14 protein-coding genes are annotated in these 14,450 nt (G+C 52.5%); 8 read left to right on the forward strand and 6 right to left on the reverse strand.

What is annotated here, in order from left to right:
• Positions 1-653 precede the first annotated feature (653 nt).
• The gene (locus tag IMQ48_RS07940) at positions 654-1,829 is read right to left on the reverse strand and encodes a DnaJ family molecular chaperone (protein ID WP_196208594.1); all 1,176 of its coding nucleotides are present in this window, start codon (positions 1,827-1,829) and stop codon (positions 654-656) included.
• A 300-nt stretch (positions 1,830-2,129) separates the two neighbouring features.
• Here IMQ48_RS07940 and IMQ48_RS07945 point away from each other — a divergent pair, with 300 nt between their 5' ends.
• The 6 genes from IMQ48_RS07945 to IMQ48_RS07970 all read left to right on the forward strand — a co-directional run bounded on the left by IMQ48_RS07945 (position 2,130) and on the right by IMQ48_RS07970 (position 9,430).
• On the forward strand, positions 2,130-3,212 hold the full coding sequence (locus IMQ48_RS07945; protein ID WP_196208595.1) for a YncE family protein: 1,083 nt from the start codon (positions 2,130-2,132) through the stop codon (positions 3,210-3,212).
• A gap of 166 nt (positions 3,213-3,378) precedes the next feature.
• Complete coding sequence (gene pheP, locus IMQ48_RS07950) at positions 3,379-4,773, forward strand: phenylalanine transporter (RefSeq protein ID WP_196208596.1); 1,395 nt, start codon at positions 3,379-3,381, stop codon at positions 4,771-4,773.
• A gap of 165 nt (positions 4,774-4,938) precedes the next feature.
• Complete coding sequence (locus tag IMQ48_RS07955; protein WP_196208597.1) at positions 4,939-6,180, forward strand: MFS transporter; 1,242 nt, start codon at positions 4,939-4,941, stop codon at positions 6,178-6,180.
• A gap of 15 nt (positions 6,181-6,195) precedes the next feature.
• Positions 6,196-7,224 carry a sugar phosphate isomerase/epimerase gene (locus IMQ48_RS07960; protein WP_196208598.1) on the forward strand — a complete coding sequence of 343 codons (1,029 nt, stop codon included), beginning with the start codon at positions 6,196-6,198 and terminating at the stop codon, positions 7,222-7,224.
• Positions 7,221-8,372, forward strand: coding sequence for a Gfo/Idh/MocA family protein (locus tag IMQ48_RS07965; protein WP_196208599.1), 1,152 nt, complete (start codon positions 7,221-7,223; stop codon positions 8,370-8,372). Before IMQ48_RS07960 ends, IMQ48_RS07965 begins: the two co-directional genes overlap by 4 nt.
• Positions 8,373-8,449: 77 nt before the next feature.
• Positions 8,450-9,430, forward strand: a complete 981-nt coding sequence (locus tag IMQ48_RS07970) for a LacI family DNA-binding transcriptional regulator (RefSeq protein WP_196208600.1) — start codon at positions 8,450-8,452, stop codon at positions 9,428-9,430.
• A gap of 3 nt (positions 9,431-9,433) precedes the next feature.
• On the opposite strand, the gene IMQ48_RS07975 is transcribed toward IMQ48_RS07970, so the two are convergent.
• From IMQ48_RS07975 to IMQ48_RS07990, 4 genes are all read right to left on the reverse strand, one after another.
• On the reverse strand, positions 9,434-10,678 hold the full coding sequence (locus IMQ48_RS07975) for a mechanosensitive ion channel family protein (protein WP_196208601.1): 1,245 nt from the start codon (positions 10,676-10,678) through the stop codon (positions 9,434-9,436).
• A gap of 64 nt (positions 10,679-10,742) precedes the next feature.
• Complete coding sequence (gene nfsB, locus IMQ48_RS07980) at positions 10,743-11,396, reverse strand: oxygen-insensitive NAD(P)H nitroreductase (protein WP_196208602.1); 654 nt, start codon at positions 11,394-11,396, stop codon at positions 10,743-10,745.
• A 119-nt stretch (positions 11,397-11,515) separates the two neighbouring features.
• On the reverse strand, positions 11,516-11,884 hold the full coding sequence (locus tag IMQ48_RS07985) for an MmcQ/YjbR family DNA-binding protein (protein WP_115259144.1): 369 nt from the start codon (positions 11,882-11,884) through the stop codon (positions 11,516-11,518).
• Positions 11,884-12,465 carry a TetR/AcrR family transcriptional regulator gene (locus IMQ48_RS07990; protein WP_196208603.1) on the reverse strand — a complete coding sequence of 194 codons (582 nt, stop codon included), beginning with the start codon at positions 12,463-12,465 and terminating at the stop codon, positions 11,884-11,886. The genes IMQ48_RS07985 and IMQ48_RS07990 overlap by 1 nt, the downstream gene beginning before the upstream one ends.
• 189 nt (positions 12,466-12,654) lie before the next feature.
• Between IMQ48_RS07990 and IMQ48_RS07995 the strand changes: the two genes are divergently transcribed.
• Both IMQ48_RS07995 and IMQ48_RS08000 read left to right on the forward strand, forming a co-directional pair.
• Positions 12,655-13,767: an MBL fold metallo-hydrolase gene (locus tag IMQ48_RS07995; protein WP_196208604.1), complete on the forward strand. Its 1,113-nt coding sequence runs from the start codon at positions 12,655-12,657 to the stop codon at positions 13,765-13,767.
• A gap of 15 nt (positions 13,768-13,782) precedes the next feature.
• Positions 13,783-14,124, forward strand: a complete 342-nt coding sequence (locus tag IMQ48_RS08000; protein ID WP_096757950.1) for a RamA family antibiotic efflux transcriptional regulator — start codon at positions 13,783-13,785, stop codon at positions 14,122-14,124.
• A 21-nt stretch (positions 14,125-14,145) separates the two neighbouring features.
• Here the strand turns inward: IMQ48_RS08000 and IMQ48_RS08005 are convergent, their stop codons facing one another.
• Complete coding sequence (locus IMQ48_RS08005; RefSeq protein WP_196208605.1) at positions 14,146-14,394, reverse strand: DUF1158 domain-containing protein; 249 nt, start codon at positions 14,392-14,394, stop codon at positions 14,146-14,148.
• Between the last annotated feature and the right edge of the window lie 56 nt (positions 14,395-14,450).

Below are 14,450 nucleotides of genomic sequence, written 5' to 3' on the forward strand. Positions count from 1 at the left end.
CACGGGTAAAGTGAGTCACCCAAAAATACAGCGTTAGACATAACGATCTCCTTGAAATTTCGATGCAAGCAATCGCCTCTTTTTTATTAAAAAGAGTTCCTCGCGACGCGTGAAATGTTAAATAAAACGTATATTCCGTTCTATGTTTTGAACGTATCCTTGTTTATTTTGGTTTCAACAGATACTTTCTGTATTTATTAAAATCTTTAACTATTCTTAATGTTGATATTACACTTCGTTAAAATTTAAGATAAATCGTTTAAATCACCTCTGGGCAACTTATTGATAGATTTCGCTTATGAATCGAGTGATTCTCTTGTTTGATAGCCCTGTAAACACAGGGGATTCTGATAAGTGTAGGGCAGGGTCTAGCCAAAAAAGACCTTAATTCAGATGCATAGGGCTTATTTTTAGCGGGATGAGAGTGGTGTAAGATAATTCTTAACTTAAACCAGGCAGGAGCGGAGGGATTATGGTTGAAGGATGAAAATATTGTCATATTCGAATTTATTTACGTCTTCACTTCATTCTATAGCGTTTAATGCTTTGAGTTTATTAATTTCAGGTTTTTAGTTCTAAAATTATCTTTTTGTGCTTAATTTGAAAATCAAACGTAAGAATAGCGATTCGCTTGTTTTTTGTACGTTGCGGGGTTATCCGGCCAGCAGATCTTGCTCAACCTGGCGCACCTGATCTTCCAGCGTATTGCGGATCTCGTTTAATGCTCGCTGCTGATCGGCAAAATAGGTCTCTTTGTCTGTCACAGAGGCGGCGAGACGCCAGGCGTTCTCGGCTTCCAGTTCGCTAATCTCGTGAAGCAGGGTGCTAATTTGCTCCCTGAGCTGCTGTATCTTGCGACGTAAATGTTGCAGATCGTTGAGGCGGTCGCTTGCCATCATCGGTTCGAGACCGTTTTGCAGTTGGGTAAGCAGCGTACGAACGGCGACCAGATCGGCATTTTGTCGTGCCTGATTCAACTGCACCATCATCTGGTGCGCCTTCTCTTTGAGGTCATCTGCGACCACGTCCGGGTGGCAAAGGCGACTGGCCTGGCGCCACAGACGTTTTAGCTCATTCCGTTCGTCATGAGAAAGGTTCTTGTCGCGGTTGTAGCGATGCTGGGCGTCCTGCTGTTGCTCCTGATATTCATCATACTCGTGACGGGCTTCTTCCTGCGCCTGACGGGTGGCGCTGTCATCCTGGCGGGAAAAGTCGTTTTCCAGTCCGCGGATTTCCGCCAGCAGAGCGGTAATAAGCTCCGTTTGTTGCTGAATGCGCTGCCGGGTTTCCACCGATTCGCGCGAGTCTGAACGCTGGCTCATCCACTGTTGTTTGAGCTGGGCCAGTTGGTCGACCGCCTGAGAAATAAAGTGCTGACAGGACTGATAATCTTTTTCCCGCCGTTGGCGCTCGGCCTCCTGCTTACGTTGCGCACTGGCGGCCAGATGTTTACGCAACTCAAGAATGCGGCTCATCAGTGGCCCCAGACGCAGATGGTACAAATCGTTGAAGTCATCAAGGATTTGAATGCGTGCATTGCGCTTATCAATTAAGTCGCGCAACTGTGTTTCAAGCGCTTTCAGCTCAAGTTTGCTGGCGGCAATACCGGGATCTTGCCATGTTGATACCGCTCGCTGCGATTGCAGCCAGTCGGTGATTTCATGCAAGGCATCGCTGAAACGTCGCGCCTCAAGTGCTTGCACAATTGCCTTCGGCACGTCCGCCAACGCATCATTTTTCAAATGCACCAGTTGCTGGAAAATGATCTCTTCATCTTCCAGTTCAATGGCGCTTTTGACGATTTCAAGACGTTTAATGATCTTATTCATGACGGTCGCTGCCTGGTATGGCTTAAAAACGAGTGGCACGAATCTGGCCTGGTTCACCCGTTTGAAAATGTTGAAAAAACAGTAAAGTGCATTCTGTGGCCTGGGATGCCTTTTCGTCCAGAATAATTCACGGTAATTATAAGAAAGCGGAGGCAACGCGCATCGATAGCATTCTTCAAACCCCTGTTTCATCTTTTTTATTCACCGGTTAATTATTCTTGATTCAATAAAGATAATGCGTATAGTTCTCATTCTCTTTGTTATTAACCGTTTCCGTACACTCTGGTAAGGATCCCCGCAATGAAAAAAACAACATCCGCTCTGGCATTGCTGATTGCCGCAGCGCTAAGTGGCTGTGCCGCGCATTCAACGCCAGCCAGTCGTACGGCGGTGCAGGAAAAAGCCGCGATGCCGGCAGCCACTGATGTCCAGCAGCGCGCTCTGGCTGACGGTCTGTATGAAATGGCACTGAGCCCGGCGGGTGATGCACTGTATGTTGCCAGTGCGGAAGGATTTAAAGATGTCCAGGGCGGGGTGGTTTACAAACTGGATCCGAAAACGCTCAAGACTCTCGGCCTAAGCCATACCGATATGAAAAACTTTGGTATGGCGCTCTCGCCAGACGGTAAAACGGTGTACGTTACCAACTCACTGGATGGCGGCCTGAGTGCCCTGAATACCGCCGATGGTAAAGTGAAAAACCGCGTGCTGTTCCCGGAACGTAATGCTGAAGGCTTCCCGTACGGTGCGCGCCAGGTGTTGCTGCATAATGGCCTGCTCTACATTGGTGCGGTGGCCGACCCGGCGGTAATTTGGGTGGTGGATGCCGAAACCCTGAAGCTGAAAACCCGTATCAAAAATACCGGGAAATGGATGACCGGACTGCATTATTCTGACGCCACTCAGCGTATTTATGCCGCCAATGGCGGCGGCGAAATTCTGGTGATCAACCCGCGTAATCAGCGTATAGAGAAACGCTGGAAGCCGCTGGGTGAGAAACCGGCGCTGTTGCTGAATATGGCAGAAGACGCGCAAACGGGCCGTTTGTTTGTCACTGATAACTCGCAAGCGAAAACGACTCTGGTGCTGGATATCCACACCGGTAAATTGATCAAGCAACTCGATGTTGGCGATTCGTTAGCGGTGAAATTCAATGCAAAGCGCAACGAAATCTATATTACCCAGCGCGATGCCGGGAAACTACTTAGCCTGAATGCAACCGACTACAGCGTGAAGAAAAGCTGGGATCTGCCACCGAACCCGAACAGCCTGCTGCTCTCTGCGGATGGGCAAACGCTGTTTGTCACTGTGAAGCAGAAATTCAATAAAGACCACTCCACGGATGCACCCGACAACGTGGTGCGTATTGAGCTGAATAAATAACAACAACGCGTTGGCTTCCGCTAACGCCCGTTGATTTGTGACTTTTATCCTGCGCCTCGGTGCGTTGGGCAAGGATGCCCGGCGTATCCAAACGATTGCGCCTTGCGACAACCAGGTTGAAATGTTAAAAGAAGCCCCTTCAATAAAAACGACACAGGGGTAGGGCGTGAAAAACGCGTCATCTGCATCCGACACCAGCGTGTCCGATGCCGCGTCAACGAATGAGCCGACGCTTCAGCGGGGGTTGCAAAACCGCCATATTCAGTTAATTGCGCTGGGCGGCGCAATTGGTACGGGTCTGTTTCTGGGCATTGGCCCGGCGATTCAGATGGCAGGACCGGCGGTGCTGTTAGGTTATGGCGTAGCCGGGATCATCGCGTTTCTGATCATGCGCCAGCTGGGCGAAATGGTGGTTGAAGAACCCGTTTCCGGATCGTTTGCCCACTTTGCCTATAAATACTGGGGACCGTTTGCCGGTTTTCTGTCTGGCTGGAACTACTGGGTGATGTTTGTGCTGGTCGGCATGGCTGAACTGACGGCGGCCGGGATCTACATGCAGTACTGGCTGCCGGATGTGCCTACCTGGATTTGGGCTGCTGCGTTCTTTGTTATCATCAATGCCGTTAATTTGGTCAACGTGCGCCTGTATGGCGAAACCGAGTTCTGGTTTGCCCTGATCAAAGTTCTGGCGATTATCGGCATGATTGGCTTCGGCGTCTGGATGCTATTTTCCGGCCACGGCGGCGAACATGCGAGCATTGATAACCTCTGGCGCTATAACGGCTTTTTTGCCACTGGCTGGAACGGCTTGATCCTTTCGCTGGCGGTAATCATGTTCTCCTTTGGTGGCCTGGAACTGATCGGCATTACCGCGGCAGAAGCACAGGATCCGCAAAAAAGTATTCCGAAAGCGGTAAACCAGGTGGTGTATCGTATTCTGCTGTTTTACATCGGTTCACTGGTGGTGCTGCTGGCGCTATACCCGTGGGTTGAAGTGAAATCAAACAGCAGCCCGTTTGTGATGATTTTCCATAACCTCGACAGCAACGTGGTGGCTTCTGCGCTGAACTTCGTCATTCTGGTGGCTTCGCTGTCGGTGTATAACAGCGGCGTGTACTCCAACAGCCGCATGCTGTTTGGCCTCTCCGTGCAGGGTAATGCACCGAAGTTTTTAACCCGCGTCAGCCGTCGCGGCGTGCCGGTTAACTCACTGGTGCTTTCCGGCGCAATTACTTCGCTGGTGGTGTTGATCAACTACGTGTTGCCACAAAAGGCCTTTAGCCTGCTGATGGCGCTGGTGGTGGCGACGCTGCTACTGAACTGGATCATGATTTGCCTGGCGCACCTGCGCTTTCGCGCGGCAATGCGCCGTAAAGGGCGTGATACTCAGTTCAAAGCGCTGCTGTATCCGGCCGGAAACTACCTGTGTATCGCGTTCCTTGGCATGATTCTGGTGCTGATGTGCACCATGGATGAGATGCGCCTGTCATCGATGCTACTGCCCGCATGGATCCTGTTCCTGTTTGTTGCCTTCAAACTGCTGCGTCGTAAAGTCCGCTAATTCCTTACCGATCTCATCCCTTGCGATGAGATCGGTCATTCCCTGAACTTTATCGTGATTGATCTCCCAGTTCTGTTCTTACTGACAGGATCTTTATTTTGTAATCGATTACTTTTTATTTGAGCTGATTTGTAATCGATTACTTTTTTAAGGGTGGGGCAAAAAATGGTGTCGACAACCGAGAGTAGTGGAAAACAGAACGTACAGTACCGGCTGCTGGTGCCGAGGCTGTCGCTGATGATGTTCTTACAGTTCTTTATCTGGGGAAGTTGGTCCGTCACGTTAGGGCTGGTGATGAGCCAGCACAACATGTCGCTGCTGATTGGCGATGCGTTTTCCGCCGGACCGATAGCCTCAATCTTGTCGCCGTTTGTCTTAGGTATGTTGGTGGATCGCTTTTTTGCTTCGCAAAAAGTGATGGCGGTGATGCACCTCGCCGGGGCTGCGATCCTGTGGTTTGTGCCGCAGGCGCTGGTGGCGCAAAACGGTGTGCTGCTGATTGGTCTGCTGTTTGGCTACACGCTGTGCTATATGCCGACGCTGGCGCTGACCTATAATATCGCGTTTCACAGCCTGTCGGATAAAGACAAAACCTTCCCGGTAGTACGGGTGTTTGGCACCATAGGCTGGATTGTTGCGGGGATCTTTATCGGCGTGACCGGCATTTCAGATACCACCGGCATCTTTACGCTGGCGGCGGTTATTTCCGTGATTCTGGCTCTCTACAGCCTGACGCTGCCAAACACGCCTGCGCCCGCGAAAGGGTTGCCGGTAAAAGTCCGCGATCTGTTTTGCGCCGATGCTTTCGCCTTACTCAAAACCCGTCACTTCTTCGTCTTCTCACTCTGCGCCACGTTAATCTCGGTGCCACTGGGAACCTACTACGCGTATACCGCATCGTTTCTGGCGGATGCGGGCGTTGGGGATGTCAGTACCGCGATGTCGTTCGGTCAGATGTCTGAAATCTTCTTCATGCTGGTGATCCCATTCCTGTTCAGACGGCTGGGCGTGAAATACATGCTGCTGATCGGCATGTGTGCCTGGTTTGTGCGTTACGCCTTCTTTGCGCTGGGCATCAGCGAAGAAGGGCGCATCCTGCTGTATCTCGGTATTTTGCTGCACGGGGTATGTTACGACTTCTTCTTTGTAGTCGGCTTTATCTACACCGACCGTATTGCCGGGGAAAAAGTGAAAGGCCAGGCGCAAAGCATGATCGTGATGTTTACCTACGGGATCGGCATGTTACTGGGCTCGCAAATCTCCGGCGCGCTGTATAACCGTCTGGTAGCAGGGCAGGCAGTACCCGAGTCATGGATCCCGTTCTGGTGGATCCCGGCCGTTGCTGCGGCGGTAATTGCCGTGATTTTCCTTTTCTCTTTCAAGTATGACGAGAAAGAGCAGGCGTAATATTCAGGAGGGGTTATGAGAACCATTAAGGGACCGGGGATTTTTCTGGCGCAGTTTATCGGCGGGCAATCCCCGTTCAATACCCTGGACGGGCTGGCGCAGTGGGCAGCGGGGCTGGGCTACAAAGCTATACAGATGCCGTGTAATCATGCGTCGCTGTTTGATGTTGAACAGGCCGCTGTTAGCCAGACCTACTGCGATGATATTCGTGGAATGCTGGCGCAATACGGACTGACGATCAGCGAATTATCCACCCATCTTGAAGGCCAACTGGTTGCTGTTCATCCCACCTACGATGACGCTTTTGATGGTTTTGCGCCGCAGGCGGTACGCGGCAATCCCCAGGCCCGCCAGGCGTGGGCGACGCGGACGTTACACCAGGCAGCGGCAGCCTCACAAAAACTGGGGTTGACGGCGCACGCCACGTTTTCCGGGTCGCTGGCGTGGCCCTATTTTTATCCCTGGCCGCCGCATAATGCGCAGCGTTTTGCCGAGGCATTTCAGGAACTGGCTAACCGTTGGCGGCCGATTCTCGACGGTTTTGATGCACAGGGGGTTGATGTCTGTTTTGAAATTCATCCCGGCGAAGATCTGCACGATGGCATCACGTTCGAGCGTTTTCTTGCGCTGGTTGATAATCATCCGCGTTGCAATATGCTCTACGATCCCAGCCATCTGCTGTTGCAGCAGATGGACTATCTCGGATTTATTGACGTCTATCACTCGCGCATCAAAGCGTTTCATGTCAAGGATGCGGAGTATCGAGCCAGCAGCTGCAGCGGCGTCTACGGCGGTTACCAGCCGTGGATCGACCGCGCCGGACGCTTCCGCTCATTAGGCGACGGGCAGGTTGATTTCAAAACGATTTTCAGCAAGCTCACGCAATATGATTATCCCGGCTGGGCGGTACTGGAGTGGGAATGCTGCCTGAAAGACGCGGAAACCGGTGCCCGCGAAGGCCGTGAGTTTATTCAGCGGCATATTATTCCGGTTTCATCCCACGCATTTGATGATTTCGCCGCAGGCGATGAGGTACGCAAATGATCCAGGTTGGCATTATTGGCAGCGGGTTTATTGGGCCTGCACATATTGAGGCGCTGCGTCGGCTGGGGAATGTGCAGGTGGTGGCGCTCTGCGACAGTTCGCTGGCGGTGGCTCAGGCGCGGGCCAGCGAGTTACAGGTGCCTCATGCCTATGGCAGTGTGGAAGCGCTGTTGGCGCATCCGGGGCTGCAGGTGGTCCACAACTGTACGCCGAATCATCTGCATGCCGACATCAACCGGCAGATATTGCGTGCCGGGCTGCACGTATTTTCTGAAAAACCGCTGTGTATGACCCCCGAAGAGGCCCATGACTTGGTGACGCTGGCGGAGCAGGCGGGGGTCGTGCACGGCGTGAGCTTTGTCTATCGCCAGTTTGCGATGGTGCAGCAGGCGGCCAGCATGGTACGCAATGGCAGAGTTGGACGTCTGTTTGCCGTGCAGGGTAGCTATTTACAGGACTGGATGCTGCTGGAGACCGACTACAACTGGCGGGTTGATGCGGCGTTGGGCGGCGACTCGCGGGCGGTGGCCGATATCGGCTCGCACTGGTGTGACACGGTGCAGTTTGTTACCGGGAAACGCATTGTTGAAGTGATGGCCGATCTGGCGATCGTCTGGCCCACGCGGAAAGCGGACGTGGCCGGTGGCGCGACGTTTAATTCGCAGACGGTTGGTCGGCAGTTTGAGGATAAACCGGTGAACACTGAAGACTGCGGGTCGGTGCTGGTGCGGTTTGACGACGGCAGCAAAGGCTGCTTTAGCGTCTCGCAGGTTAGCGCCGGGCGCAAAAACCATCTGAGCTTTGAGATTAGTGGCAGCCAGTGCGCGTTGAGCTGGGATCAGGAAACCCCGCAGCAACTGTGGGTAGGCCACCGCCAGCAGGCGAACCAGATCCTGACGGACGATCCGGGGTTAATGAATGCCGATGTCGCCGCCAGCGCGCATTTCCCCGGTGGGCATATTGAGGGCTGGCCGGATGCGTTTAAAAATATGATGCTGCAGTTCTATCAGGCCGTACAGGCAGGCCAAATGCCCGCGCCACAGGCCCGACGTTTTGCCTCGTTCAGGGATGGCGCAGACGTGATGTACATCATTGATGCGATTATAAAAAGCCATCAACAGCAGCGCTGGGTGTCGGTACAGCGTTAAACCGGTACCCGGTTCGCCGGGCGGTGATTTTATGGTAGCCTCAGCACAAAGCGTAAAACGCAGGATGTGTCGTCGTTATGTCTATTCAAAAAATCGCCCAGCTTGCCGGTGTGTCGGTGGCGACGGTATCACGTGTGCTGAATAACAGTGAGTCCGTTAAGGCCAAAAACCGCGAGCGTGTGCTGCAGGCCATCAAGGAAAGTAATTACCAGCCCAACCTGCTGGCTCGTCAACTGCGCACGGCGCGAAGCTCGATGATCCTCGTGATGGTCTCCAACATTGCCAACCCGTTTTGTGCCGAGGTGGTGAAAGGTATTGAGGAGGAGGCGGAGAAAAATGGCTATCGCATTTTGCTGTGTAATTCCGGTTCGGATACAGCGCGTTCGAAGTCGGCGCTGAAGTTGCTGTCGGGTAAAATCGTTGATGGCATCATCACCATGGACGCTTTTTCAAAATTACCGGAACTGACCACCCTGATTGGCGACGCCCCGTGGGTGCAGTGCGCGGAATATGCCGATAAAGGCGCGGTTTCCTGCGTGGGCATTAACGATGTAGACGCCGCGCAGTCGGTGATATCGCATCTGGTAGACAAGGGCTATCGCCGTATTGCGCTGATCAACCATGATCTGAGCTACAAATACGCCCGTTTACGTGAACGCGGATACAAGACGGCGCTGCATGCGTTATCGCTGGAGTATCAGGCAGTGGAGTACGCCCGTGAATTAAGTTCCAGCGCCGGGATCGCGGCGATGGAAAGCCTGCTGGCGGCCGAAGTGAAACCCGACGCGGTGTTTGCGGTATCGGACACGCTGGCTGCCGGTGCGATGCGTGCTATTAGCAACGCCGGGTTACAGATCCCGCAGGATATCGCCGTGGTGGGCTTTGACGGTACGGAATTGGCTGAAATGGTCTCCCCACAGCTTTCAACCATCGAGCAACCTTCACGTGATATTGGTCGTAAGGCGGTGGGGTTATTACTGAATAAAATCGACAACCCCGATGCCCCAACCGAAAGGGTGATGATGGACTGGCGCTATATTGCACGCGCCAGTACCTGAGGATTAACGCTGAAACGCCCCAGACAGGGCACGAATATCATTCCCGGTCGGCGACTGATGAATGCGTAAACCGAACTCTTCGACCACAGCAAAAATATGGTCGAAGATGTCAGCCTGAATACTTTCATATTCCAGCCACACCACTGTATTGGTAAACGCATAAATCTCAATAGGCAACCCGTGGTCGTCCGGAGCTAACTGGCGAACCATTAACGTCATATCTTTGCGAATGCGCGGATGGTGACGTAAATATTCGTTCAGGTAGGCGCGAAACGTCCCGATATTGGTCATCCGGCGATGATTCAAGACGGATTCAGGCGCATCTAATTGCTGGTTCCACTCGTTAATTTCCTGATGGCGCGTGGTCAAATACGGTTTTAGCAGATGCGCTTTATGCAATCGCTGGCGCTCATCTTCATCGAGAAAACGAATGCTGGTGGCATCGATGCTGATACTGCGCTTAATTCGCCGACCGCCGGACGCTGACATGCCGCTCCAGTTTTTAAACGAGTCAGAGACCAGCGACCACGTAGGAATGGTGGTGATGGTATTATCCCAGTTGCGCACTTTGACGGTGGTTAAACCAATATCGATCACCGCACCATCCGCGCCGTATTTCGGCATTTCCAGCCAGTCGCCCAGTTTGAGCATATCGTTGGCTGAAAGCTGTATTCCGGCCACCAGACCGAGGATCGGGTCTTTAAACACCAGCATTAAGACCGCCGCCATGGCACCCAGACCGCTTATCAGGATGGCGGGTGATTGACCAATCAGCAGCGAAATCATCAGAATGCCGACGAGAATCGCGCCGATTAACTTGATGCCCTGAAAGATGCCTTTCAGCGGCAACTGCGAGGCGGCGGGGAGTTTTTGTGACAGATTAAGAATAACGTCGAGCAGAGAAAAGACCGACAGCAGGGCGTACATCATGATCCACAGCTGGGCGCAGGTGACTAATATATCTGAGGCTTCGCTGCCTTTTTGTAGCCACAGCGCGGCCTGTATATTGACGATGATACCTTGCAGCGTAAACGCCAGGCGGTGAAATAGCTTGTTCTGCGTGATGATTTGCAGCCACAGGCGGGAGCTGGCGTTGGCGCGTTTTTCAAATGCGCGTAGTACCACCCAGTGCAAAATAACGTGAACAATAATGGCGGTAATAAAAATAATGCCAAAAATCATCACCAGCGAAGTGGTGTGATTCATTTCAATGCCGAGGTCTTCTACTTGAGATATCAATTCCTGCATAACGTCTCCTTAATAAACAGCGGTCTATGATGACCGCTGTGCGGAGGTTATGCAAATGTGAGGATCAGACTTCCGTCAGGGTAGTTTCCTGCGGCAGACGTGATTTTGGCAGCGCGGCGTTGAAGTCTTCTACGCTGTGATGCCCCACCGGGACGATAACCACGCTGGTGAACCCTTTTTCTTTCAGGCCAAATTCTGTATCGAGAACCGCGGCATCAAAGCCTTCGATGGGTACCGCATCCAGTCCCATTGCCGCCACGCCTAACAGGAAGTTACCGACGTTCAGGTACACCTGTTTTGCCATCCAGTGCGCGTCATCTTTGAGCTCTTTGCGGTGCAGATCGGCAAAGAATGTACGGCCTTTGTGGTTGGCGGCTTTGGCTTCCGGTGTGGCGAAACGACCGTCGACTTCTTCTTGATCCACTACACGTTCCAGCCACGCATCGTCCATCGCTGTTTTGGCACAGAACACCACAACGTGGGACGCATCGAGGATTTTACGTTCGTTGAACACAAAACCACCTGCGGCGGCTTTGGCTACGCGCGCTTTGCCTTCGTCAGTGCTGGCCACGATAAAATGCCACGGCTGCGAGTTGGTGCTGGACGGACTGAATTGCAGCAGCGTTTTTAATTTTTCTGCCTGCTCAGCGGTCAGTTTTTGGGTCGGATCGAATGCCTTGGTGGAGTAGCGTTTTAAGGCGACAGAAACAATATCCATAAAAACTCCTGGTCGTTTTTCTTACCCTGCGGGTGCGTTTTGTTTCAGCAGGGTACAGGGAAAGCGGCAAAAAGATAAGACAGAAAAAGGCATAAACACTTATCGGGGTTAGCGATAAATCAGACGGGGCGCAGGCGTTTTTGATCCCGCTTAGGCAGGCCGTCCACCACTCTGTGCCACGAGTCGTTTACCAGGTCTGCCAGCAAGGACTCGGTGATATCGTCACCTGGGTAGACTGAAATCCAGTGCTTTTTATTCATGTGGTAACCGGGTTCAATACTGGGGTAGATCTGCTGATTGAGCAGAGACTTTTGCGGATCTGACTTCAGATTGACCAGCGGGCGTCCGTGATGCTCTGAGACCAGCATAAAAATCTTACCGCCGACCTTAAAGACGTCGTATTCCGGGCCAAACGGCCAGCAGTGTTCGGTAAATGGCAGTTCAAGCGCAAGGCGTTTTGCGCACGCATGTAATGTCTGACCGTCCATTATTTTTCCTCGCGGGTGAGGGCGCGCCACATGGTTTCAAACCCCATGGCAATGTATTCATCGGCGCGGGCAGGGGTGCGGGTAGCAAATTCCATTGTGGTTTCAGCCAGCGACAGAAAAAGCGCGTCACCAAAGGCGCGATACTCGTCGGACATAAACTCCGGGCGCACCGAGCGATGACAAAAATCGCGCAGTTCGGGGAACATATCTTCAGCCCGTTGCTCGGTTTCTTTGGTGATTTTCTCGCTGACGGCAAGCTGGCGGATGGCGCGATGCCCGGCGGTGTTACGCAGGCCCCAACTTATGTAGCTATTCCAGATGAAGTGAATCATGGTCTTGGCATCGGTCACTGAACGGTCCTGAATGGCCATCATTGACTGGTACATATCGTGCTTTAAATGGAGGTAAAGTTCGTTGATGAGGTCATCTTTTGTCGCGAAATAGCGAAACAAGGTTCCCTCAGCAACGCCTGCATTGCGGGCAATGACGGCGGTAGAGGCCGCAATGCCGGACTGCGCAAATGCTGTGGTTGCAGCTTCCAGTAATGCCAGTTTTTTATCTTCACTCTTCGGACGCGCCACTACACTTTACCCTTAAGTCTGTTAAAAACACGATTGAATCACGGCCTTCACAGCACCGCAACGGCGAATGTCAAAGATTGAAAATCATCTTGACGGCGAACTTTCTATTTCTATAATGAGTGCTTACTCACTCATAATCAAGAGTCAGTCGCGCAAACCAACGGAAAGGGGCGCGTTTAAGGTCAGGATATGAAGCGTCTCACCGTTTGTGTGGTTGTTATTATGCTCATTGCCGCTGCTGCAAGTTTACCGTTTGTACTTAATGCCGGGTTCGGTCAGGCGCCGCAAGGGGCACAGCTGAGTCAGGTTGAACAGTCACCACACTATCGTGAAGGACAGTTTCACAATCAGGTACCCACGCCGGGCTATACCGGCAACAAAGGCATGCTGGCAGCCTGGTGGGAATTTCTGGTCGCAAAGCGCGAAAATGCCCGCCCTGCGCAGCCGCTACCGCTGGTGGCAACCGAACTCGCGCACCTGTCACCGCAGCAGGATACTCTCGTCTGGTTGGGGCATTCCTCGTGGTATTTGCAGCTGGCGGGTCAACGCATTCTGATCGACCCGGTATTGAGTAACTACGCTGCGCCGTTTTCATTTCTGAATAAAGCCTTTGCCTGGGAGTATCCGTGGACGGCACAAAACATGCCGGAAATCGATCTGCTCATCATCTCGCACGACCACTATGATCACCTGGATCTCGCCACCATTAAGGCGTTAATGCCGAAGATTAAACGGGTGATTACGCCGCTTGGCGTCGGGTCGCATCTGCGGTACTGGGGAATGAACAGCCAGATAATTGAAGAGCGGGACTGGAATCAGTCCGTCAGAGTGACGGACTCACTGATTGTACATGTCCTGCCGGCACGGCATTTTTCGGGGCGCGGCATCAAGCGTAACCAGACCTTGTGGGCCAGTTTTATGTTTGAAACGCCGGAACAGAACGTTTATTACAGCGGAGACTCTGGTTACGGGCCGCATTTTAAAGCGATTGGCGAACAGTTCGGCACGGTCGATGTGGCGATTATGGAGAACGGTCAATATGACCAGGACTGGAAGTTCATTCATATGATGCCGGAAGAGACCGCGCAGGCATCCGCCGATCTCCATGCTAAAGCCGTTGTGCCCGGTCATGCCGGTCGTTTTGTACTGGCGAAACATAGCTGGGACGATCCCTACAAGCGTCTGGCGCTGGCCAGCCGTCTCAAAGATTACCGTCTGCTGACGCCGATGCTGGGTGAGCCGGTCGTACTGTCCGAACCGGACCAACCGTTCACGGCCTGGTGGCAGCCAGCGGCTCAATAAAAAAGGGAGATAACGATGACGATTTCTGCACAAGTTATCGAGACGATTGTCGAATGGATTGATGATAATTTGAATCAACCATTACGCATTGATGATATTGCCCGCCACGCGGGGTATTCAAAATGGCATCTGCAACGTCTGTTTATGCAGTATAAAGGTGAGAGTATCGGGCGCTACATTCGCGAGCGTAAACTGCTGCTGGCGGCGCGTGATTTACGTGATACCGACCAGAAAGTGTACGATATCTGCCTGAAGTACGGTTTCGATTCGCAGCAGACCTTCACGCGAATCTTCACCCGCACGTTCAGTCAGCCCCCCGGCGCGTACCGCAAAGAAAACCACAGCCGTACGCATTAACGACGCAGGATTCTCGCGGGGCTAATCTGCCAGCGAGAACCAGCGTCGCCAGATAAATCGCAGAATAAAATACTCAATCACCCCAAGCAGTAAAAACCACAAGCAAAATAGCAACGTGTAAAACTGGTTAAGATCCATCAAATGAAAGGTGGCGACGAGTTTTTGCGCCAGCGCCAGACCAAGCGAAGGTGCGGGCAGCAGCAGACAGGACAGAAAAGCCAACAGCAGGATCCCGGCGGCGGTCATCAGTGATTCAAGTGGGTGTTTCATAAAATTGTTAAACTTGAGTTAAAAGAGCATTGTCCGGGATCTCTTGTGCTAACGCA

Source organism: Citrobacter sp. Res13-Sevr-PEB04-36 (genome assembly GCF_015672735.1).
In the GTDB taxonomy this organism is placed as follows: domain Bacteria; phylum Pseudomonadota; class Gammaproteobacteria; order Enterobacterales; family Enterobacteriaceae; genus Citrobacter.